Source organism: Mesorhizobium sp. M1066 (assembly GCF_040318635.1).
Classification (GTDB): Bacteria; Pseudomonadota; Alphaproteobacteria; order Rhizobiales; family Rhizobiaceae; genus Mesorhizobium.
This window is the reverse complement of the sequence record NZ_JAMYMR010000014.1, coordinates 58,777-80,937: the sequence shown is the minus strand read 5'-3', so window position 1 is coordinate 80,937 and position 22,161 is coordinate 58,777. Positions and strand designations below refer to the sequence as shown.

At 64.8% G+C, this 22,161-nt stretch carries 23 protein-coding genes; 6 read left to right on the top strand and 17 right to left on the bottom strand.

All coding sequences use genetic code 11. The annotated features are described in order from the left end of the window. Nucleotides 1-18 precede the first annotated feature (18 nt). The 11 genes from NKH52_RS18990 to groES form a co-directional block, all read right to left on the bottom strand. On the bottom strand, nt 19-1,047 hold the full coding sequence (locus NKH52_RS18990) for a cupin domain-containing protein (protein ID WP_352732295.1): 1,029 nt from the start codon (nt 1,045-1,047) through the stop codon (nt 19-21). Nucleotides 1,048-1,186: 139 nt separating this feature from the next. Beyond that, complete coding sequence (locus NKH52_RS18985) at nt 1,187-2,791, bottom strand: FGGY-family carbohydrate kinase (protein ID WP_352732298.1); 1,605 nt, start codon at nt 2,789-2,791, stop codon at nt 1,187-1,189. 134 nt (nt 2,792-2,925) lie between these two features. After that, the gene (locus NKH52_RS18980) at nt 2,926-3,654 is read right to left on the bottom strand and encodes an SDR family oxidoreductase (protein ID WP_031214035.1); all 729 of its coding nucleotides are present in this window, start codon (nt 3,652-3,654) and stop codon (nt 2,926-2,928) included. A 22-nt stretch (nt 3,655-3,676) separates the two neighbouring features. Beyond that, nucleotides 3,677-4,936, bottom strand: a complete 1,260-nt coding sequence (locus tag NKH52_RS18975; RefSeq protein WP_352732301.1) for a sugar ABC transporter permease — start codon at nt 4,934-4,936, stop codon at nt 3,677-3,679. After that, on the bottom strand, nt 4,933-5,754 hold the full coding sequence (locus tag NKH52_RS18970; protein ID WP_352732303.1) for an ATP-binding cassette domain-containing protein: 822 nt from the start codon (nt 5,752-5,754) through the stop codon (nt 4,933-4,935). Before NKH52_RS18970 ends, NKH52_RS18975 begins: the two co-directional genes overlap by 4 nt. A gap of 185 nt (nt 5,755-5,939) precedes the next feature. Continuing rightward, on the bottom strand, nt 5,940-7,028 hold the full coding sequence (locus NKH52_RS18965) for an ABC transporter substrate-binding protein (RefSeq protein ID WP_352732306.1): 1,089 nt from the start codon (nt 7,026-7,028) through the stop codon (nt 5,940-5,942). A gap of 246 nt (nt 7,029-7,274) precedes the next feature. Then, nucleotides 7,275-8,159: a helix-turn-helix domain-containing protein gene (locus NKH52_RS18960; protein WP_352732309.1), complete on the bottom strand. Its 885-nt coding sequence runs from the start codon at nt 8,157-8,159 to the stop codon at nt 7,275-7,277. A 332-nt stretch (nt 8,160-8,491) separates the two neighbouring features. After that, a complete protein-coding gene (locus NKH52_RS18955) occupies nt 8,492-8,788 on the bottom strand; it encodes a DUF982 domain-containing protein (protein ID WP_352732312.1) in 297 nt (98 codons plus the stop codon). A 98-nt stretch (nt 8,789-8,886) separates the two neighbouring features. Beyond that, nucleotides 8,887-9,114, bottom strand: coding sequence for a hypothetical protein (locus NKH52_RS18950; protein WP_013530720.1), 228 nt, complete (start codon nt 9,112-9,114; stop codon nt 8,887-8,889). 69 nt (nt 9,115-9,183) lie between these two features. Continuing rightward, nucleotides 9,184-10,815 carry a chaperonin GroEL gene (gene groL, locus NKH52_RS18945; protein WP_352732316.1) on the bottom strand — a complete coding sequence of 544 codons (1,632 nt, stop codon included), beginning with the start codon at nt 10,813-10,815 and terminating at the stop codon, nt 9,184-9,186. A 56-nt stretch (nt 10,816-10,871) separates the two neighbouring features. Continuing rightward, entirely contained in the window at nt 10,872-11,186 is a 315-nt protein-coding gene (gene groES, locus NKH52_RS18940; RefSeq protein ID WP_127297072.1) for a co-chaperone GroES, read from the bottom strand. Nucleotides 11,187-11,502: 316 nt separating this feature from the next. Here groES and NKH52_RS18935 point away from each other — a divergent pair, with 316 nt between their 5' ends. Then, nucleotides 11,503-11,781 carry an usg protein gene (locus NKH52_RS18935; RefSeq protein ID WP_031214047.1) on the top strand — a complete coding sequence of 93 codons (279 nt, stop codon included), beginning with the start codon at nt 11,503-11,505 and terminating at the stop codon, nt 11,779-11,781. Nucleotides 11,782-11,957: 176 nt separating this feature from the next. Beyond that, nucleotides 11,958-12,740, top strand: a complete 783-nt coding sequence (locus tag NKH52_RS18930) for an SDR family oxidoreductase (protein WP_352732319.1) — start codon at nt 11,958-11,960, stop codon at nt 12,738-12,740. A 133-nt stretch (nt 12,741-12,873) separates the two neighbouring features. On the opposite strand, the gene NKH52_RS18925 is transcribed toward NKH52_RS18930, so the two are convergent. After that, a complete protein-coding gene (locus tag NKH52_RS18925) occupies nt 12,874-14,376 on the bottom strand; it encodes a helicase HerA domain-containing protein (protein WP_127297074.1) in 1,503 nt (500 codons plus the stop codon). Between the two features lie 207 nt (nt 14,377-14,583). Between NKH52_RS18925 and NKH52_RS18920 the strand changes: the two genes are divergently transcribed. Continuing rightward, nucleotides 14,584-14,889, top strand: a complete 306-nt coding sequence (locus NKH52_RS18920; RefSeq protein WP_013530714.1) for a hypothetical protein — start codon at nt 14,584-14,586, stop codon at nt 14,887-14,889. Nucleotides 14,890-14,947: 58 nt separating this feature from the next. Here the strand turns inward: NKH52_RS18920 and NKH52_RS18915 are convergent, their stop codons facing one another. From NKH52_RS18915 to NKH52_RS18905, 3 genes are all read right to left on the bottom strand, one after another. Beyond that, nucleotides 14,948-15,778, bottom strand: a complete 831-nt coding sequence (locus NKH52_RS18915; RefSeq protein WP_352732322.1) for an aldo/keto reductase — start codon at nt 15,776-15,778, stop codon at nt 14,948-14,950. Nucleotides 15,779-15,922: 144 nt separating this feature from the next. Further along, the gene (locus NKH52_RS18910; RefSeq protein ID WP_352732325.1) at nt 15,923-16,555 is read right to left on the bottom strand and encodes a Vgb family protein; all 633 of its coding nucleotides are present in this window, start codon (nt 16,553-16,555) and stop codon (nt 15,923-15,925) included. 36 nt (nt 16,556-16,591) lie between these two features. Further along, complete coding sequence (locus NKH52_RS18905) at nt 16,592-17,812, bottom strand: helix-turn-helix domain-containing protein (protein WP_352732328.1); 1,221 nt, start codon at nt 17,810-17,812, stop codon at nt 16,592-16,594. Between the two features lie 293 nt (nt 17,813-18,105). Here NKH52_RS18905 and NKH52_RS18900 point away from each other — a divergent pair, with 293 nt between their 5' ends. The 3 genes from NKH52_RS18900 (at nt 18,106) to NKH52_RS18890 (ending at nt 20,255) form a co-directional block, all read left to right on the top strand. Then, nucleotides 18,106-18,858 carry a DUF899 domain-containing protein gene (locus NKH52_RS18900; protein WP_352732331.1) on the top strand — a complete coding sequence of 251 codons (753 nt, stop codon included), beginning with the start codon at nt 18,106-18,108 and terminating at the stop codon, nt 18,856-18,858. Between the two features lie 82 nt (nt 18,859-18,940). Then, a complete protein-coding gene (locus tag NKH52_RS18895) occupies nt 18,941-19,201 on the top strand; it encodes a hypothetical protein (protein WP_352732334.1) in 261 nt (86 codons plus the stop codon). 49 nt (nt 19,202-19,250) lie between these two features. Further along, on the top strand, nt 19,251-20,255 hold the full coding sequence (locus NKH52_RS18890) for a zinc-dependent alcohol dehydrogenase family protein (protein WP_352732337.1): 1,005 nt from the start codon (nt 19,251-19,253) through the stop codon (nt 20,253-20,255). A 63-nt stretch (nt 20,256-20,318) separates the two neighbouring features. Here the strand turns inward: NKH52_RS18890 and NKH52_RS18885 are convergent, their stop codons facing one another. Together NKH52_RS18885 and NKH52_RS18880 are read right to left on the bottom strand one after the other, a co-directional pair. Further along, nucleotides 20,319-21,317, bottom strand: coding sequence for a bestrophin family protein (locus tag NKH52_RS18885; protein ID WP_352674179.1), 999 nt, complete (start codon nt 21,315-21,317; stop codon nt 20,319-20,321). Between the two features lie 56 nt (nt 21,318-21,373). Next, nucleotides 21,374-21,994, bottom strand: a complete 621-nt coding sequence (locus tag NKH52_RS18880; RefSeq protein WP_127297081.1) for a TetR/AcrR family transcriptional regulator — start codon at nt 21,992-21,994, stop codon at nt 21,374-21,376. Nucleotides 21,995-22,161: the final 167 nt, after the last annotated feature.

Sequence of the window (22,161 nt, the reverse complement as noted above, 5' to 3'; positions counted from 1 at the left end):
ACCTGGGACCGCCGGGCGCTATTTCGTCTCCTCGCCATCCCAGTACCGCCTCACCGCTGCCATGTCGAAAATGCCGTCGCGCCGGCGCAAGGCGTCGACCGCCATCTTGTTGGAATCGGGATAGACGCAGACCTCGTTGGGGTTTTTCTCGCCGATCATCAGATAGCGGCACGGTCCCGTGCCGCTGTTGAGGAAGGAATGTCCGACCGCCAGGCCAGCGGGAAAGCAGACATAGTCGCCCGCTTTCATCTCGTGGCGCTCCTCGCCAAGCAGCAGCGTCACCTGCCCTTCCAGGATCAGCGCATGCTCCTCTTCCAGCATGTGGTAGTGCCTGGGCGCCAGACGCATGCCGGGCGCCGGCGCCTCGATCAGCATGCCGACGTGATAATCGGACCGTCCCAGAGCGGCATAGGTCAGATGCCTGGACCGGCCGCCGAACCGCGGCCCCTCACCTTCCAGCTTCCATTCGACAGCATCGCTGGCAACAGGCGGGATCGGCGCGGCCGGGGCCTTGGTGACACCGGCCGTCACATCCGACGGCAACGGATCGCCGGCGGCAAGGCCGGTGCTCTCACCGTCCCAGTAGGTTCGAGTTGCCGCGAGGTCGAAGATCGCACGGCTGCCCAGCGCGCGCACCAGCACCTTGTTGGAGGCGGTGTAGACGACAACGTCGTTCGGGTTGCGCTCGCCGACGATGACGTAGCGGCAGGGTGCGTCGCTGGTGTTGATGAGGCAATGCCCTGCCGCCGCCCCGGCCGGAAAGCAGATGTAGTCGCCGGCCTTCATGGCATAGGAGGCGTCGCCGACCTGCGCGGTGAGCGTCCCCTCGAGGATGAAGACATGCTCCTCCTCGAAAATGTGGTAGTGCGCTGGCGAGGTCTGCTTGCCCGCCGGCAACTCCTCGATCGCCACGCCGACATGATAGGTTTCGCCAAGCGCGGCCAGCGACAAATGCCGGTAGCGCATGCCGAAGCGCGGCACATCGGACCATTCCGTCCACGGCACACTGTCCGATGCGAATGGCACTGGCGATTTGTCGTCTGCCATCGGGCCTCCTGCTCCTGTCGCCCTGCCCTCTTCGCAAGCCGCAGGAGGGTCCACGACAGAACAAAGCTGCCAGCTTCCGGCATCATCGCCAAGCGGTGTTCGCCACGCTCCTGACAGAGCCCGACACGAGCCGCTCGCTTCAGCCTCGGATGGCCTTGCCGGCCTGCTGCAGCAACTCGAACGCCGTGAAGCGCTTGGCATGCCAGCCGGCCAGCGTAGCGTCGGGATGATAGACCTCGCCGAGCTCCGACATGCCGGCCATGGCCGCCGCGACATCCTTGTAGGTTCCGGCGGCGACGGCGCCGAGCATCGCCGAGCCCAGCAGCACCGGCTCCGGCGAGGTCGACGCCACCACCACCATGCCGGTCGTGTCGGCAAGCAGCTGGCGCACCAGCGGGCTTTGGCCGGCGCCGCCGCTGACGACGATGGTGTCGACGGGAATGCCCTTGTCATGCTCGGCCCGCACGATCTGGCGCGCGCCGTAGCCCAGCCCGCAGACTCCGGCGACATAGAGCCCGACCAGGCTGTCGAGGCTGGTGTCTAGATCGAGCCCGGCGATCAGCGCTCGCGCGTCCGGGTCGGCGAAAGGCGCGCGGTTGCCGAGAAACTCCGGCACCACATGGATACCGCCGACCAGCGCCGGCGTCGCTGCGGCCCCGTTGCGGCCTTGCGCCTGCAACGACAGCCAGGCGCTGAGGCTGAGCCCCTCGGCTTGCGCCTTGGCCGCCGCCTCGCCCGCCGCGGGATGCATGCGCACCAGATGGTCGATAGCAGCACCGGCTGCCGACTGGCCGCCCTCGTTCAGCCACAGGCCCGGCACCATGGCCGAGAAATACGGACCCCAGACGCCGTCGACGAAGGCCGGCTCGGCGGTCGACGACATGGTGCAGGCTGAGGTGCCGAAGACATAGGCCATGCGCGACAGAACGCTGCCGAACGCGCCGCGCGCGCCGACCGTGCCGACACCGCCGGCATGCGCGTCGATCAGCCCCGCCGCCACCGCGGTGCCGGCGACGAGACCAAGGTCCGCAGCCGCCTGCGCGGTCAGCCCGCCGCCAAGTGCGGCACCCGCCGGCACGATCTGCGTGCCGATGCGCGCGAACCCCTCGTCGGCCAGGCTCCCTAGTCCGATGGTGCGGAAATAGGCCTCGTCCCAGCGGCTTTCATGCGCCAGATAGGTCCATTTGCAAGTCACCGTGCAGACCGAGCGGGCAAGGCTGCCGGTCGCGCGCCAGGTGAGGAAATCGGCGAGGTCCATGAACTGCCAGGCGGCGTTGAACGTGTCGGGCAGGTTTTCCGCTAGCCAAAGGAGTTTCGGCGTTTCCATTTCCGGCGAGATGACGCCGCCGACATAGTTCAGCACCGCCTCGCCGCTGCGGTTGATGCGGCGCGTCTGCTCGACCGCGCGGTGATCCATCCAGACGATGATGTTGCGTTCCGAATTGCCGGACTTGCTTACCGGCAGCGGCGCGCCGCCCTCGCCCAGCACCACCAGCGAACAAGTGGCGTCGAACCCGATGCCGGCGATCGCCTCGGGCGCTATGCTAGACTGCGCGACGGCCGCGCGGACGACAATGCACACCGCCCGCCAGATGTCATTGCTCGACTGCTCGACAATGTCGCCGGGCTCACGCCAGACCTCGATGTCCTGCTTGGCCGAGGCAAGCAGGTTTCCGGACCGATCGAACACCCCGGCCCGCGCGCTGCCGGTGCCGACGTCGATGCCGAGATAGCAATGCGGCATGGTTTCAATCTCTCAGGCTAGGGGAGTAGGGGAGTAGGGGAGTAGGAAGTGAAGCAGTGAGGGCTCTGACAAGGTATCGGATTCCCGAATTTCGTGTTGTCCAATTCCCCTACTCCCCTACTCCCTTATTCCCCTCACAAATCATTGCTCTGCGGCAAAATCACCAAATCCCGGATCGTCACGTTGCGCGGGCGGGTCAGCATGAACATCACCGCTTCGGCCACTTCGCGCGGCTGCATCAGGCCACCGGCGGCGAGTTCTTCCTCTAGCTTGGCCTTCGGCCAGTCGTCGACCAGCGCCGTCACCACCGGGCCCGGCGCTACCGCGCCGACGCGCAGGCCATGCTTGGCGACCTGCCGGCGCACCGTGTGGACGAAGGCCTGCACGGCGTGCTTGGAGGCCGTGTAGATCGGCTCCCAGACCACCGGGACCAGACCGGCGATCGAACTGGTGACGATGATGTCACCCGTCTTGCGCTCGATCATGTGCGGCAGCACCGCCTGGATCGAGCGGAAGCAGGCATTGATGTTGAGGTTGAGCATGCGGTCCCAGGCGTCGGGATCGCCGGTCGCTACCTCGCCGCCGACATAGGCGCCGGCATTGGCATGGAAGATGTCGAGCTGGCCGGCTTTCTCCAGAATCTGCGGCATCATGGTGGCGACGCTTGCCGGCTGCATCAGGTCGATCACCAACGGGATCGCCTTCGAACCGAGCTCGGCGCACAGTTTGTTCAGCGTCGCCTCGGCACGGTCGACCAGCACCACTGTGGCGCCGGCCGCCAGCATGTGCCTGGCACATTCGAGGCCGATGCCTGATGCCGCGCCGGTGACGGCGGCAACTTTTCCGGACAGTTCTTCGCTCATGTCTTGCTTCCTGTTGATGGGTTCAGGCCCGGCCATGCGAGACACGCGAGCGGCGTGCCAGCGAGTCGACGATGACCGCGATGGCAAGCACGGCGCCGGTGATCATGTACCGAAGCGACGAGGACAGATCGAGCAGCGTCAGGCCGCTGGCGATCGACTGGATGACGATGATGCCGAGCAGTGCCGAATAGGCGCTGCCGCGGCCTCCGAACAGGCTGGTGCCGCCGATGACGGCCGCCGCGATGGCGTTGAGATTGACGTCGCCGGTGCCGGCCTGCTGACTGGCCGATGCAAGGCGGGCCGCCGACAGCACACCGCCGAAAGCCGCCAGCATCGAGCACAGCACGAAGGCACTGGAATAGATCAGCCGCACATTGATGCCGGCGCGCCGCGCCGCCTCGCGGTTGCCGCCAACCGCCGACATCGAGCGGCCCCATTTCGTCCGCGTCAGCGCGTAGTGCATTGATATGACCAGGCCGACGAACAGACCGAACATCCACGGAATGCCGCGCGCCTGGTTGAGATAGAAGACGATGAGTTCGAGAATGACCGTGATCACCACCGCGCGCGTGACAAGCCCGCCCGTCGACGGCGCCGACAAATTGGCGGCATGGCGGCGCGCAACGGTGCGTAGGCCGGTGACCAGCATGACGATGCCGGGCACGGCCGCCAGAGCGAACGACACGAACTTCGGCATCATCAGCAACTGGCCGAAATTCACCAGGTTCGAGCCGTAGGGAAGATTGATCGAGCCGGTGGAACCCAGGATGTAGAGCTGCAGGCCAAGCACTGCCAGCAGGCCAGCCAGCGTCGAGACGAAGCTCGGCATGCCGAGCCGGTTGAACAGCAACGCATAGAGTGCGCCGATGAAGCCGCCGACGGCGACAGCGGCAAGAATGGCGAGCGCCACCGGCCAACCCTGGTTGACCCACAGCGTACCGACCATCGCCGAGGCAAAGCCGCTGATCGAACCGACCGACAGGTCGATTTCGCCGACCATCAAAACGCAGACGATGCCGAGCGCGATGACGCCGACGGTGGAGCAATCGAACAGCAGATTGACCAAATTGCTGCTCGACAGGAAGATCGGGTTGATGCTGGCGAACACCGTCCAGATGATGACCAGCCCAACGATCACCGGCAGCGAGCCGAGATCGCCGGAGCGGACCCGGTCGAAGAACCTGCGGATGGCGCCGCCGATCCCCGCCTCATGCTTGACGCGCACATCGGCGCGGTCGAGCTGCGGCGGCACGGGGGCGGCCTGTTGCACGTCGCGGCTCATGGGCGTGGCTCCTGGGTTTGGTCTTGCCTGGCCTGGCGGCGCTCGGCGCGCCGCGACACCGAATTGTTCGAGGCGCCGGTGATGGCGCTGACCAGTTCCTGGTTCGAGGCGTCGGGCGAGAAGATGCCGTTGTTGCGGCCAAGCCGCAGCACGACGATGCGGTCGGCGACGGCGCGCACATCTTCCATATTGTGGCTGATGATGACGACGCCGAGGCCACGGTCGCGCACGCGCTCGATCAGGTTGAGCACTTCCGCCGTCTGTGCCACGCCGAGCGCCGCCGTCGGCTCGTCGAGCAGGATGAGCTTGGGTTCAAGCAGCAGCGAGCGGGCGATCGCCACTGTCTGGCGCTGGCCGCCCGACAACGACGCGACCACTTCGCGCACACTGGGGATGCGTGCCGATAGCTCGTTGAGCAGCGTCCAGGCGCGCACTTCCATCGCCACCTCGTCCAGGCGCAGCGGGCTGAGTTCACGGCCGAGGAAGATGTTGGCGACGATGTCGAGGTTCTCGCACAGCGCTAGGTCCTGGAACACGGTGGCGATACCGAGCGTCAGCGCCGCACTCGGGTCGGCAAGCGTCACCTGTTGGCCGCGATAATTAATGGTGCCCGAACTCGGCTGATGCACGCCGGCCAGGATCTTGACCAGTGTCGACTTGCCGGCGCCATTGTCGCCGACCAGCGCCACCACCTCGCCGGCATGGACATCGAGATCGATGTCGGTCAGCGCCGAGACGGCGCCGAAATTCTTGGAAACACCGCGCAGGCTGAGCACCAGCTCGCCTGCCGGAACCGGTTCGTCCGGGATATCGATCATGCCTGGAGCACCTTTCAAAGACCGGTTCAAAAGCAGTGAGCGCTGTCTGGCCGCCGCCGGAACCACCCCAATACATTCGGGGTGGTTCCGGCTTCTTGTTGGACCATGATCTTACCCGATAACCGGGTCCCACTTTTCGGGATCATGGTCTGGCAGCCAGACAGCGGAGCGGACAACGGTCGCGGTCAGTTCCCGATGCCCAGCTTCTTGCAGCCTTCCGCGTAACGATCGACGCAGAGTTCGGCCGCGGTGTTGATCTTCTTGTCGATGATCTCGGCCTTCAGGTTTTCCTGCGTCACCACCGCCGGCGTGAACAGCTGCGAGGGCGTGTCGTACAGCGTCATCTCGGCCTTCGGCGTCTCGCCCGAAAGCAGCTTGATGGCAATGTTGGCGGCGGCCGCCGCCACGATCTCGCTCGGCTTGGAGATGGTGTTGTACTGGTCGCCGGCGATGATCAGCTGAAGTGCCGCGATCGTCGCGTCATTGCCGGTCACCGGCGGCACCGGATCGACGCCGGCCGCCTTGAAGGCCGCTATGGCGCCGCCACCGGTGCCGTCATTGGCGGCAACGACGCCGAGGATTTTTGGTCCAAAGCGGGTGATCTGGCCACCGGCCCATTGCTGCGCCTTCGGCGGCGCCCATTCCGGGGTGTCGTATTCGGCCAGGATCTGGTAGCCGCTGTTGTCGAGGCCGGCATGGATGCCCTTCTTGATCAGGCCGGCCGCCGCGTCGGTCGGCGAGCCGTTGATCTGCAGCACGCCGCCGCTGGCCGGATCGACCTTCAGCGCCTTCAGGTGCTCGACCAGCGAATCGGCGATGGCCTTGCCGATGCCTTCATTGTTGAACGAGACATAGAAGTCGGCAGGCGCGGTCGGGATCGGCCGGTCATAGGCGATGACCTTGATGCCCTGGCTCTGCGCCAGCTTGACCAGCGAGGCGGCGGCGGTCGAGTCGACGGGATCGAGCACGATCGCCTTGGCGCCCTGCGAGATCACCGAGTTGAACTGCTGCTGTTGGCGCGAGGCGTCGGCATCGGCGTTCTGGTAGAGCACTTTGCAGCCTGGGCACAGCTTCTTCATCTCGGCGGCGAAGCCGGGATAATCATGCTGCTCGTAGCGGGTCGAGGCCTGGTCGGGCATCAGGAAGGCGACGGTGGCGTCGGTGACTTCGGCGGCCCTGGCGATCGCGGCGGTGCCGGCCAGCAGCGACAGCGCAAGCGCTGCCACGCCGGTGGACTTGCCAGCGGTCTTCAATGAAGATGAAAGTTTGGTCATTCGGTCTTCTCCGTTTCTGGATATGGTTGTAAGAAGGTCGTTGACTGCTTTGGTCTGAAGACACCCATCCGCCCTCGCCCAAACTGCATTGGGAACCGGGACCCGGCGCCGGCCTTTCGAGCCGCGCCGACAACCTCCGCCGACGGAGGAATTCGAGACAAGCGTTCTCCATCGCGAACCGCTCCACGCGGCTCACGTCGTCATGCAAAAGAAAAATCCTCCCTTGGTTCCTCCCTGGCTCCTCCGTTAAGCGGCTTTGCCCGCGTTGATGTTGTCGGCCAGCAGGCGCCTGAAGCGGGAGGGCGGCATGCCCTTCTCCGCCAGGAACTGCCGGTTGAAATTGGACAGGTTGTTGAAGCCGACCTCGTAGCAAATGTCGGTGATCGAGGCCTGCTCGTCGCTCATCAGGATCTGGCAGGCAAGGTTGATGCGCAGCCGCTTGACATACTGCACCAGCGACATGCCGGTGTGGCGGCGAAACGAGCGCGAGAAGGCGCCGGTCGACTGGCCGGCAATGGCAGCCAGATCCGCCTCGTCGAACAGCTGCGTCAGGTTTTCCCTGATATAGGCGAGCGCCTTGTTCATGCCGGCGGTCATGTAGCCCGAGGGATCGGGCCTGTAGCTGGCGCTGGCCAAAAGCTGGAATTCCTGGGCGCGGCTGAGCAGGCCGGCGATCATCATGAACAGTTCGATGCGGCGCACGCCCTGTGCCTGCATCATTTCTTCCATCAGCGGCGCCAGCGCCTTGCTGGTGCGGCTGGAAAACAGCACGCCGCGCCGCGACGCCTCGAGCAGGTGCCCCAGCCCCGCCAGCTCCGGCAGCACATGCATGGCATCACCGATGAAACTTTCGGAGAACTGGATGATGCGGCCGCGCAGCGGGATCGAGCTGTCCCTGGGGATGTCGCTGACCCAATTGTGCGGCAGGTTCGGCCCGGTCAGCACCAGATTGCCCGGCTCGAACTCGCCGATGAAGTCGCCGACGAAATAGCGTCCGTTGGTGAAGATCACCTGATGCAGTTCATATTCGGGATGGAAGTGCCAGCGCACCGTGTGGAAGGGGTAGCCATGCGACCACGCCTTGAAGGACTCACCGCGTCGTATCTGGACTACTTCCAGGTCCGGTTTCATGTCCGTTTCCTCCCAGGCCAGCACGGATATTTGCCGCGTTCGGCCCAATTCCCTAAACCGGCCGAATTGGTTTCGGCTCTGCATTTCAAGAGCCAAGGTATCGGCTCATGGCAACAGGCGCCACCACGATTCAAGACAATGGATGATACTTTTTTAACCGGGAGGCGGCGCTCAGAGGCGTTATTCGGGCAGAACAGGTCAGTCTTGCTGACACGTTCGCTCAATTGACCGACGACGATGCCGCCCGCCCGGGAAGGAATTCCGGCGTCTCCGTGTTCGCCTGGCTTATCTCAAGAACATGGTCTGCAGGCGCTGTTGAAGCGCCGCATCCGTCAGTTCACCTCGTGCACAGCACCACCGGCCGCCGTCGCGAGCGGCGTAACCATATCAGGCACCAGTATGTCGTGGCGGCGCGCGAAACTGACCAGCGTGGCTCGCACCGTCTCCGGATCGATCTCGCCGACGATGCCCGCCTTGCAAGCGTTGAGTGCGACGGCATGGGCGCCGTTGCGGCCGGCGCTCGGCCAGTCCTGCAGCAGTGCATAGGCTTCCATCACGCTGTCGATCTTCCTCGGAAAACCCATTCCGACCAGAAGGGTGACCGGTTCCTCAAATTGCCCGCGATTCATGGCTTGTGCCTCCTCTCGATTGTTCAGGGCCTGCAGCGGACCGAACACCGGGCAGCACGGCCCGCCGCGGATAGGTGAATGGACTGGCCGATTTCCGTTCAGCCGCTGCCGGCGGATACCTCGGATGTTGCCGACACTTGCTGCGCGGCGAGGAACATCAGCGCCGACGCTGCGGTCCGCCGGTTCCAGCCGGCGGCCTCAGCCATGTCGAGCAGCCCTGCCAGAAGCGGCTTCAGCACGTTCCTGCATTCTGTTTCATAGGCCAGGAATTCCTTCGCTTGGTGCGTGGGAGCCGGTACAGATCCGAGGCCAGCCATTGCATCCATCTTTACCTCCACTTTCTCTTCGACTGACGCCCGCTCCCCGCCAGGGGAGCGGGCGGATTGGCCGCGACCTCAAAAGTCCATGCCGGCGCCGGCGGGCATTGCCGGGACGGCGGCTTCCTTCTTCGGCTTCTCGGCCACCATCGCCTCGGTGGTCACCAGCAGGCCGGCGACCGATGCTGCGTCCTGGAGAGCGGTGCGCACCACCTTTGCCGGGTCGATCACGCCCTGGCCGTAGAGATCGCCGAATTCGTTGGTCTGGGCGTTCCAGCCCCAGCCGAATTCGGTTTTCTCGCGCAGTTTGCCGACGATGATCGAGCCTTCGGCGCCGGCATTCTCGGCGATCTGCCGGACCGGCGTTTCAATGGCACGGCGTACGATGTCGACACCAGTCTTCTGGTCGGCATTGTCGGTCTGCACGGTATCGAGCGCCTTGGCTGCCCGCAGCAACGCGACGCCGCCGCCGGGCAGCACGCCTTCCTCGACAGCCGCGCGGGTCGCATGCAGCGCATCGTCGACGCGGTCCTTGCGCTCCTTGACCTCGACCTCGGTCGAGCCGCCGACCCGGATCACCGCAACGCCGCCGGCGAGCTTGGCGAGCCGCTCCTGCAGCTTTTCGCGGTCGTAGTCGGAGGTGGTCTCCTCGATCTGCGCCTTGATCTGTGCGACACGGCCCTGGATCTCTTCCTTGCGGCCGACACCGTCGACGATGGTGGTGTTTTCCTTCTCGATCACCACCTTCTTGGCGCGGCCCAGCATCTGCAGCGTCACATTGTCCAGCTTGATGCCGAGATCTTCCGAGATCGCGGTGCCGCCGGTGAGAATGGCGATGTCTTCCAGCATGGCCTTGCGGCGGTCGCCGAAGCCTGGCGCCTTGACAGCCGCGACCTTGAGGCCGCCCCGCAGCTTGTTGACGACCAGCGTGGCAAGCGCCTCGCCTTCCACATCCTCGGCGATAATTAGGAGCGGCTTGCCCGACTGTACCACGGCTTCGAGCACGGGCAGCATCGCTTGCAGATTGGAGAGCTTCTTCTCGTGGATCAGCACATAAGGCTCGTCGAGTTCGACGCGCATCTTGTCCTGGTTGGTGACGAAATAGGGCGAGAGATAGCCACGGTCGAACTGCATACCTTCCACGACTTCCAGTTCGGTCTCGGCGGTCTTGGCCTCTTCCACCGTAATGACGCCTTCATTGCCGACCTTCTCCATCGCCTCGGCGAGGAAACGGCCGATCTCGGCATCGCCATTGGCGGAGATTGTGCCGACCTGTGCGATCTCGTCGTTTCGGGTGACCTTGCGGGCATTGGTCTTCAGCTCGGCGACCACCGCGTCGACCGCCTTGTCGATGCCGCGCTTCAAATCCATCGGGTTCATGCCCGAGGCAACCGCCTTGGCCCCTTCCCTGACGATCGCCTGTGCAAGCACGGTTGCGGTCGTCGTGCCGTCGCCGGCAAGGTCGTTTGTCTTGGAGGCCACCTCGCGCACCATCTGGGCGCCCATATTCTCGAACTTGTCCTCCAGTTCGATCTCCTTGGCGACGGTAACGCCATCCTTGGTGATGCGCGGCGCGCCGAACGACTTGTCGATGACGACATTGCGCCCCTTGGGACCGAGCGTCACCTTCACCGCATTGGCAAGGATGTCGACGCCGCGCAGCATCTTCTCGCGCGCTTCGGTATGGAATTTCACTTCTTTGGCAGCCATTGGATCACTCCTCTATCTAGGCAGCATTCGTTGACTGGTTGGATACGAAGAAGCCGTCAGGCGGCCTTCTTCACTTCGACGATCTTATCGATGACACCCATCACGTCGCTTTCCTTCATGATGAGCAGGTCCTCGCCGTCGAGTTTGATTTCGGTGCCGGACCATTTGCCGAACAGGATGCGGTCGCCGACCTTGACATCAAGTTCGACAAGCTTGCCGCTGTCGTCGCGCGCGCCGGGACCGACGGCGAGCACTTCGCCTTCCTGCGGTTTTTCCTTTGCGGTATCGGGGATGATGATGCCGCCGGAGGTCTTCTCCTCGGCTTCAAGGCGGCGGACCAGAATACGGTCATGCAATGGACGGAACGCCATGTCGTTCTCCTCGTGGACAAACAGGTTTTTGAGGCTCCTCCGCACCGAACCGGCAATATCGGACCGATGCGGAACGCCGCGACCCTTCGTCAGGCATCGCGGGCGCATATCGAGCTAGTTTTGCCGTTTTTCGGTTTCAAGAGCCCCGCCAAAAAATTTTCCTATCGAGCAGAAAAAAGGCCAAGGCACTGTTATGGCGCGACTATTCTCGGAACCCCTGACCTTCTCGCGGAGTTTGTTTGAAGAGGGACCGGCAGACCGGCCTGGCATCGGGCGAGTTCAGGCGGATGCCTGAACGGAGTAGAAGGAGAAAGACATGGTCGATACGGTCAGCAGCGAATTCCGCCTGCAAATGGAAGGTTATGGCCTGACGACGGCCGAAATCCACTATCACCTGCCCGATCATCCGAGCCTGCTTCAGCTCTATGTCTGGCAGGACTATGATCTCGCTCCGGCCTTTCCCGAGCTCAAGGGCTTTCTCCAATATTGGGAGCGCGAGCTCGACGGCCCGCTGCACTCGGTCCGCGTTGCTCATCACCGGCTTATCCAGCCTTCGGAATGGCGGGCCGTCGAGGGCATCATCACGGTCCATTAGGGTCTTTGCGACGGCCGCCGCTCCTGCTTCGCCTGGAGCGGCGGCGTTAGGGCAGGCTCTCGCCGGCCCCACGCAGCGCGACAGCCAACAGCCTCCCCTCCAAAATTTCCAATTTCCATGTTGTAAAACGATCGTGCCGCGCTAGCCTGAAACCAGATGCGATGCGGGGAAGAGGAATGGAGCTTCAGCTCAACGGCAAGGTGGCGCTGGTCACCGGCTCGACGCAAGGCATTGGCCGCGCCATCGCCGAGACGCTGGCTCGCTGCGGCGCCGGCGGCCTGCTCGTCACCGGGCGTGATAAGGCCCGCGGCGATGCGGTGGCGGCGGAGCTTTCGCAGCTTGGCACACCAACACTCTTCGTCGCCACCGACCTCGCCGACCCGGCCGCCCCTGCCCTTTTGGCGCAAGCCTGCATCGAGCGCTTCGGCCGCATCGATGCGCTGGTCAACGCCGCAGGGCTGACCGACCGGGCCTCGTTCCTCGACGCCGATCTCGACGGCTGGGCCTCGCTGTTGGCGGTCAACGCGCGGGCACCGTTCTTCCTCATGCAGGCGGCCATCGCCGACATGAAGAAGCGTGGCCAAGGCGGCGCCATCGTCAACATCCTGTCGATCAACGCCCATTGCGGCTCGCCGGAACTCGCCGTCTATTCCGCCAGCAAGGGCGCGTTGGCCACGCTGACCAAAAACGCCGCCAACGCCCATCGCTTCGATCGCATCCGCGTCAACGGCATCAATGTCGGCTGGACCGACACGCCGGCCGAACGCGCCATGCAGGCCGACACGCTGGGCAACGGGCCGGGCTGGCTCGATGCCGCCAACGCCTCGCAACCCTTCGGCCGCCTGTTCTCGACGAGCGACATCGCCAACCTCGCCGTCTTCCTGCTTTCGGATGCTGCCGGGCCGATGACCGGCACGCTCGTCGACCAGGAACAGTGGGTGATCGGGGCGAACCGGTGAGCGCCATCGAAACGCATGCGCCCTGCATGACGCATTTCGGCGTCGGCGCTTTCACCGTTGCCGTCAGAAGTTGTCGCGATGACTGTGACTGAAAAAGCCTATCGCCCCATTCGCTCAAAGCACCCGCGCCGCCTCACAGCGCCAGGCTCCCCTGCTCCACCTCCTCGGCATTCGGATCTCCCGGTGCCGTGGCCCAGGCCAATTCGACCAGCGTCACGGTGCGCCGACCTGTCCCGTCGAGTTGGCAGACGATGAGCCCCTGCTCCTCGATATAGGTCAAGAGGCGCCGGGCGCGGCGCAGCGAGTGCGAGCCGTAGGCGCGGGCGATCGCGGCATCGCTCGGGCACGGCCAGCCCTCTTTCGCCGCACGGGCGATCATCATGAACACGCCCTGCATGTCGTCGGGCAGCAGCGACGCGCGGACGGAAACGTCCCGCCACGCGTCATCCTGCGTCGTCTCGGAACCAAGGCCGGCCCGGGCGCGGGTCAGCATGCGGCGGAACTCCGGCAGGTCCGGCACAACCGACGCGAGGCCTTCTATGCGGCAGCGGACCACGAATTCCTGATAGAGCACCCCGATCACGCGAAAACCCGCATCGGGCTGCGCCAGGATGGCGCGCAGCACACGGTCGACGCGCTCACGACGCTCGGCCAGATCCTCGGCGCTGATTTGCGGCTCCGCCGGCTCGGGGCGCATTTCCAGTGCCGCCGATTTGGCCGCCATCAGCTGGTCGAGCAGGTCCGGCGACGCCGGGCGGCGCGGCGTGCGCACCGTCTCGGGCGGCGGCGCCGCCAGGATGATCGCGCGTGCGTCTTCCAGCGCGGATTCCGGCATTGCCATGAGCCGCGGCGTACCGTTGCGCGGGCTGGTGTCGGTCGGGCCGATGCGCAGCCCGAGCGGACGGCGCGACAGCGCCGGACCGAGCGCCATGAACTGCCCGCGTTCCAGATCGCGGAACGCTTCCGCCTGGCGTCTCTCCATCCCCAGAAGATCGGCGGCACGCGCCATGTCGATATCGAGGAAGGTGCGGCCCATGAGAAAATTGGACGCCTCGGCTGCGACGTTCTTGGCGAGCTTGGCCAGCCGCTGGGTGGCAATGATGCCGGCCAGCCCGCGCTTGCGGCCACGACACATCAAATTGGTCATGGCGCCGAGCGAGAGCTTTCGCGCTTCGTCCGACACCTCTCCGGCCACCGCCGGCGCGAACAGCTGCGCCTCATCCACCACCACAAGCATCGGGTACCAGTGGTCACGGGCGACCTCGAACAGCCCGCCGAGGAAGGCGGCGGCACGCCGCATCTGGTTCTCGGCGTCGAGCCCTTCGAGATTGAGCACGGTGGAGACGCGATGCATGCGCGCCCGCTCGCCAGCCGCCTGCAGGCCGCGCTCGGTATGCTGCTCGGCATCGATCACCAGATGGCCGTAACGATCGCCCAGCGAGACGAAGTCGCCCTCGGGATCGATGATGGTCTGCTGTACCCAGGGCGCGCTCTGCTCCAGCAGGCGCCGCAGCAGATGCGACTTGCCGGAGCCTGAATTGCCCTGCACCAAAAGGCGCGTCGCGAGCAGTTCCTCAAGATCCAGCTTCGCCGGGGCGCCTGCGGTCGTCTGTCCCATCTCGATCGCAACGGTCATCTCGACTCAGGCGCTCCTTTCGCAGACGGGCTTATCAACCCGATCACAGCCCGTCGAGCGTGCATGACCGCCTGCGGCGTGTTGCGCACAACTGTGCAGGCACCGCCTGGAGGGTCATCAGCCGATGCCTGGCGCAAACTTTGGGTTGACCCCTTCGGACCACGAGGCGACACTCCACCCAACGCTAGGAGTACGAGGAGAAAAGCGATGGACGAGCCCGAACGGTGGCGCCACATGTCGACGGCGCCGAAGGATGGCAGCCGCATCCTGGTCACTGTGCGTCCGTCCGAACAGGGGCCGGCGGAAGTCGACCTTGCCTATTGGTCGCGTGCCGACCAGTTCGCCTCGGAAGGCTGGCGCGCGTCGGACTCCTCGCCGGGGCGCGTTATCGAATACGCTGACCCGGAACTGAAGTGCTGGATGCCGCTGCCGACGGCCAACCTCAGCCGCGCGTCGATGCCGGCGCCGTGGGAAGGCGAAGACGCCCAGCAGCTGGATGGGTCCGGGATTTAAGAGCGCGGAGAGGCCGGAGATTGGCAACTCCACGGTTGGCGTCTCTAACCTGCTCCTCTCAGAACAGGAACGCGGCCGTGGCGGGGTTGGGCCCGTTGCGGCCTTCGGGCGAATCCATGCCGCGGATCGTCTGCAGGTCCTGCGCATCCAGTTCGAAATCGAAGACATCGAAATTGGCGGCGATGCGATCCCTGCGGATCGACTTTGGAATGACGATCAGCCCCTCCTGGAGATGCCAGCGGATGATCGCCTGGGCGACGGACTTGCCATGTTTTTTGGCGATGCCTGCAATGGTCGGATCGCCGAGCAGCCGGCCGCTGCCCAACGGGCTCCAGCTTTCGATACGGATGTCGTGCTTGGTGTGAAAGTCCCTGACACCGCGTTGCTGGAACTGGGGATGCAGCTCGATCTGGTTGACGACGGGCGTCACGCCGGTTTCCGCGATGATCCGCTCCAGATGGTCCGGGTTGAAATTCGAAACGCCGATCGACTTGATGCGGCCGGCCTGCCGGAGTTCGACCAGCGTCTTCCAGGCCTCGACATATTTGTCTTGGCTGGGCACAGGCCAGTGAATCAGGAACAGGTCGATCTGCTCAATGCCGAGCTTGGCCATGGTGTCATCGAAGGCGCGTAGCGCCGCATCGCGCTGGTGTGCGCCGTTGCGCAGTTTCGAGGTGATGAACAGCTCAGCCCGCGACACGCCGGCGCTGCGGATCGCCTTTCCGACCCCTTCCTCGTTCTGGTAGCCTTCGGCGGTGTCGATCAGGCGATAGCCGGCCTCGATGCCCCAACCCACCACCTCGGCGGTAATATCCTGGTCGACCTGCCACACGCCAAGGCCGAGTTGGGGAATGGCGGAGCCGTCGTTCAATGCAATCTGTTCGGGCATGGGGGATCCTTTGCAAAGCGGGTCCGGGCGTTCTGCCCGGTGCACAGCCTATCTAGGTCCGACAGGGTGCGACGACCACCCGACAGCGGACAAATTGCCGTGTGAAGTGCGCCTGCAGCCGTGATCTCGGCGTCAGCCGCAATCTCATCGCGGCCGGCGCACCGCCCTCACCACCCCGGCGGATGTGCTGCCGCAATAGAGGCGGTCGCCGCCATCGGATTCCAGCCCCGACACGCCCATGCCGGCCGGCATGTCGAGCTTCTCGAGAACCTTGCCTGATCGCGGGTCGACGCGGCGCAGGTCGCTCTGCTCGCCTTCCCAGGTGGCGTGCCATAGCTCGCCCTCGACCCATGTCACCCCGGTGACGAAACGGTTGGATTCGATGGTGCGCAGGATCGCCCCCGTCTCCGGGTCGATCTGATGGATCTTGCGTTCGCGGTATTGCCCCACCCACAGCGTCCCTTCGGCCCAGGTCAGCCCGGAATCGCCGCCGCCGCCTGGCGCCGGAATGGTCGCCAGCACCTGGCCGGTATCTGGGTCGATCTTCTGGATGCGGTCATTGGCAAGCTGGAAGAAATGCTGGCCGTCATAAGCGGTGCCGGCATGTGCCGCGACATCGATCGAGCGCAGCGCCTGCCCGCTTTCCGGATCGAAGGCGTTCAGCTTCTCGCCCGAGGCAAACCAGACGTTGTTGCCGTCAAAGCTCACCCCATGCACCCTCTCCACATCGGCAAAGGGTCCGTATTCGCGCAGGATTTCGGCTTCTGAATGTTTCATGTCCTTATCCTCACTGAGATGGTCTGATGTCCATTACTAACCACTCGGCAATGGCGCCGGGAGTAACAAGGTGGTCGTGAATCCGGCCACCGGCGGCGTCATCCAGCGGCGCGCCCGACCGTGACCGAAAAACTGCACCTTGCCGGCCTCGCCAAGCTGCTCCAGCGCCCGCTGCACGCTGCGCTGGCCGGTACCGAGCGCCAGTGCCAGCGCCGAACTCGCCCAGGATTCACCATCGGCAAGGAAGGCCAGCACCGCCGCGTGCCGCTCCTCGATCGGCCGCGCCAGCACCACCACCTCGCGTGCGTGGCGCGGCGCCAGCGCGAAGCCCTGGCTGGTCGCGCCGATGTCGGCCAGCCCGCGCAATTCGGCGCGCAGCCGGCCGATCTCGACCCGCAGCCGCGCCCTATGCGATTCATCGGCGTGCCTGCCGCCGAAGGCTTCAGCGATCAGCCTCGCCCTCGACACATCGCCTGGCCACGCTTCGGCGAGCGTACGGGCCAGCGCAAACAGCACCGGGCGCGTTGCCAGCGAGACCGTTTTCTCCTGTTGGCGCACGACGTAGCGAAAGCTATCGACCAGCAGCGCCGGCGACGCCTGCAACACCTCGACGTCCTCAAGCAGCAACGGGCGCTGATTGCCAGCCGCGATCAGCCGCGCCGCCGGCGTGTCCAGCGCCAGGAAAGCGCTGTCGACCTCTGCCATCAGGCCCGGAATGCCGGCCCGGCGGGCGGCGTGGCGTGCCCACTCCAACGCCCTGCGCGCCGGCTTCGTCTTGAGGCGCCGCATCGCGATGCCGGCAACGGCGAGCTCGTGCGCGGCCCTCGAGGCCGGCGGAAGCGGCATCGGATCGAGCCCGGCCAGCACATCTTCAGCCTCATCGAGACGGCCGATGAGCAGCAGACGCCTCACCTTGAGGTGGCCGGCATGCGCGGCGTTCAGCCGGTCGCCATGCTTTTCCAGCGTCGCCCGCGCCGCATCCAAAGCCTTGGCGGGCCAGCCGAGGTCACGCGAAACCAGCGCGATCTCGGCCTCGGCGACGACGCATCTGGCGCGCGCCACCGCTTCTTTCGGGCCGAAGCCACGCGCGGCACGCCGCAGCAGCGCCTTGGCGCGATCAAGATCGCCGAGCTGCGCCATCGCAATGCCGCGCAGCGCCAGCGCCGGCGCATCCTCACGCAAGGCAACGCGGTCCAGCGCGCCAAGCGGATCACCTGCCGCCAGCGCCAGTCCAGCCGCGGTGATCAGCGAGTCCATTCAAATCCCGTCACACTTGTAACTCCCACCCCCAGCGCTCAGCGCCCTAACTTAAGTCATGGCCGCCAACCAGCAAGCCGTATCGGCAGCGGCACAACAAGGGAGAACCACGCGATGAACGACACTGTCGGGGGCACTGAGCGGATGCGCCACCCCTGCTGCGGCGGGCCGGCTCTTCTAAATCCCGTCACACTTGTAACTCCCACCCCCGCGATTGACCGCCCTATTCTAGCTCACGGCAAGCAACCACACGTCGCAACAGCGCGACAACAGACTGGCAAAGGAGACGACCAATGACCAAGCACATCGCAATGAAGACCCCGCCGATCGTTTCGCGGCAGGACTGGGAAGCCGCCCGCGAACAGATGCTGGTGAAGGAAAAGGCAACGCTGCGCGCCAAGGACGCATTGGCCGCCGAGCGCCGGCGCATGCCGTGGATGGAAGTGGACAAGACCTATCTGTTCGAGGGGCCGAACGGCAAGGCGAGCCTGCTCGATCTGTTCGAAGGCCGCCGCCAGCTGATCGTCTACCGCGCCTTTTTCGAGCCCGGCGTGCATGGCTGGCCAGATCACGCGTGCCGCGGCTGTTCCCTTGGCGCCGACCAGGTCGGCCACCTCGCCCATCTCAATGCCCGCGACACCACGCTTGCCTACGCTTCACGTGCCCCGCAGGCCGACATTGCGCGACTGAAGCAGCGGATGGGCTGGGAGATGCCCTGGTACACAATCACCGACAGTTTCGACAAGGACTTCGGCGTCGACGAATGGCACGGCCACAACGTCTTCATCCATGACGGCGACCGCATCTTCCGCACCTACTTGATCAACAGCCGCGGCGACGAGGCGATGGGCACCGTCTGGAGTTATCTCGACGCGACGCCGCTCGGCCGCCAGGAAATCTGGGAGGATTCGCCCGAAGGCTATCCGCAGACCCCGCTCTACTCCTGGTGGAATTGGCACGACAATTACGACGCCGGGGCCGACAAGAAATGGGAAGAAGTGTCTGCTGCCGGCGAGGCTGCATTCCGCGACAAGGGCGAGCAGTAACGGTTGTCCAGCCTGGGTTCCTCTCCCGCTCCGTGAGGAGAGGAACCAGTCCTGGCTGGCATAATCATCAGGGATCAAGACCATGAGCGATATTCACACAGGTGCCGGCAGCACGATCCCGGAAGCGACCACCCTCGGGCTGGCCGACTGGCTTTGCCTTGCCGCGGCACCGACCTTCGCCGTGATGGCGCTGCTCACCTGCATCTTCAGCGGCGATGCGGCCATGCAGTGCATGGGCACCGACGCCTCGCCCCTCACGGGTATGGCCGCGATGTATCTCCTGATGAGCGCCTTCCATCTGGCGCCCTGGCTGCGGGTCATTTCCGGCAGGCAGATCCGCTAGGCGCAGCGCGCCGTTCCAATTCCAAACACCCCGCACATCGGAGAAGACAATGAGACTGGTCAGGCTGAGAGCGCCGGGCGGCTTGGGCAATCTCGACCTGGTCGAGGAAGATCCGCCCCAGCCAGGGCCGGGCGAGGTGCTGGTCAGGATCCGGGCCTGCGCGTTGAACATGCGCGACGACTTTGCCGTGCAAGGCAAGATGCCTCTCGCCGACGGCCGTGTTCCGGTCTCCGACGGCGCCGGCGAGGTGATTGCCCTCGGCGACGGTGTCGATGCACTCAAGCCCGGAGACAGCGTCGTCAGCGTCTTCTATCCCTGGTGGCTGGGCGGCGACATGACGCCCTCGACCCGGCGCGATATTCCGGGAGACAGTTTCGACGGCTTCGCCAGCGAGTATGTCTGCATGCCGGCGCACGCTTTCACCAGGGCACCGGCAGGCTATACGCATGTCGAGGCGGCGTCGCTCACCTGCACCGGCGTTACTGCGTGGCGCGGCCTGGTTGTGTGCGGCAAGGTGAGGCCGGGCGACGCGGTGCTGGTCCTCGGTTCGGGCAGTGTATCGCTATTCGCGCTGCAATTCGCCAAAGCCGCCGGCGCCCGGGTCATCGCCACCTCATCCGACGAGCAGAAGCTGGAGCGGCTCAAGCGCCTCGGAGCCGACGCCGTCATCAACTACAAGTCCGTCCCGGACTGGGGTCGCAAGGCCAGGGATCTGACGGGCGGGCGCGGCGTCGATCACGTGATCGAGGTCGGCGGACCCGCCACGCTGGCGCAGTCCATTGCGGCCTGCAGCACGGGCGCGCATATCGCGCTGGTCGGCGTCCTGACCGGCTTTGCGGCGGAAGTGTCTATCCCCGCCCTGTTTTCCAACCAGATCCGCATCAGCGGCATTTCCATCGGCAGCCGGGCCGACCAGGAGGATATGATCCGGGCGATAGAGGCTATCAGGCTGAAGCCCGTCATAGACCGCCATTTTCCGCTGCAGGACATCGCCACCGCCTTCGCGCACTACGAATCCCAAAAGCATTTCGGCAAGGTCTGCCTTGAAGTTTGAGCACTCTCCACCAGCAGCACGATGAAGGGGATCGTCGGGTCCGTGCCTTCGTCGTGATTCTGCCTAGGTCGCGATGTCGTTGACCGGCAGCAGGGGCTTGGGAAGGTCGGCCTCACCGAGCCCGCTGCGCAACTCGATCTCGATGTCGCGGCATATCTGCGAGATCGGAACGTCGTTGGCGTTGCCCTCGAATGGGTTGGCGCTGCTTTCGCCGACCTGGTCGAGGGACATGTAAGCCCAGCCCAGCAGCGTGCTGAACGGGATCGTCAGCCAGATTGCGATCGACCCGAGCGCGCCACCCAGTTTGCCCATATCGGCAAAGACGGGAACGACCCCGAATGGCAGCAGCGTGCAGAAGATCATCACGAACATCGAACTGACGATGGCGTATTGCCTGGGATAGGGATTGTTCTTGATGCGATCGCAGCGCGCCTGCTGGTCATGGAAGTCGCGGATCAGCTTGGTCAGTTCGCCATAGATCTGAGGAGGGAGCTTTGTGTCCTTGAACAGCGCATTGACCTGGACAGATTGCAGTTCGAGCAGGGCTATCGCCGGCTGGGGCGATTTCAGGACGTCCTCGGCCTGTTCGGCGAGCAGTGGACGCAGCTCGTCGGCGACCGAGCTCGCATCCTCGTGGATACGGTAGCGCCGCCGGTATTCGATATTGGCGGCCCGCGCCATGGATTCCCATGGCATCGGCCGGCGCAGAGAAAAACGCAATGCCGTCATCCAGGCGATGTGGCGATAGATGAGCTGTCTGGCCGTCGGCGCGTCGAGGAAATCCCTGCAGAAATTGGACCACAACCGGCTGCTGGCCGTAATTTGCGTAAAAGCCTGCAGCGCGTCGCTGCTGCGGGTGAACACCTGCGAATTCTTGAACCCGGCAACGAGCGATACAGTGGTGCCAAGCACCAGCACCACCGACCATGGCACCGAGAACCCGGCGATGCCCGGAAAACGGTAGGCCGCCACAGCCAGTCCGCTCACCACCACCATGTAGATGACGCTGCGCCGCGACCAGAGCGCGAAATCCACTATTTTGTAGGAACGGCCTACATACATCGGGTCCCCTCAACTTATCGACAGGTGTGGTTTTGCACCGCCGGAATCTCGTCGCTTCATTGTGCCTTTGCAGCCCCGAACCGCAACCCGTCCATCAACAGCTTGACCAGCCGGCGCGAGCGGTCGCGCCATTCGGGGGTGTCGGGCGCTGAATAGATGCCGCTCAGCGCGTGCAGCACGTCGGAAGCGTCGACGTCGCCGCGGATGGTGCCGTCGGCCACCGCCGCCTCGACCAGCTGTCGCAAGGCTTGCGACACCCGGCCGAACGTGTCGGAAAACAGCGTCGAATTGGTGGTGAGCACAATGCGCAGGCTGGTCGCCAGGCCGCGCTTGGTGGCGATGTAGTCGACGAAGCGCTGCATCCACTGTTCCAGCGCGACATCGGACGGATGTTTTTGGGCAAGCTCGCCGGCGGCCGCGCACAGCGCCTCCACCTCGCGGCGATAGACCACCTCGACCAGATGCTCGCGCGTCGGGAAATGCCGGTAGAGCGTGCCGATGCCGACGCCAGCGCGGCGCGCGATCTCCTCCAGCGAGCCATCGATGCCGCGCTCGGCAAAGACGGACACCGCCACCTCGACCAGCCGGTCGCGATTGCGCCGCGCATCGGCGCGCAGCGGCTTTGCGTCTACGGCCTCGGCCTTCTGTTCAGCAATGGCGGACGGCTCGCTGGCCAATTTTTTTCTCCACATCGTGTCATGGGGCTTGAACCCGGCCGGGTCAGCCACCACGTAATAAACGGAGGCGCCTCCGTTTTAGTGGAGCACCTTTATCATATAATCAGGGGAACCGGTATGTCACGTCTTTCGAACACGCAAGCCGACATCTCCCCTGCCCGCCTGCC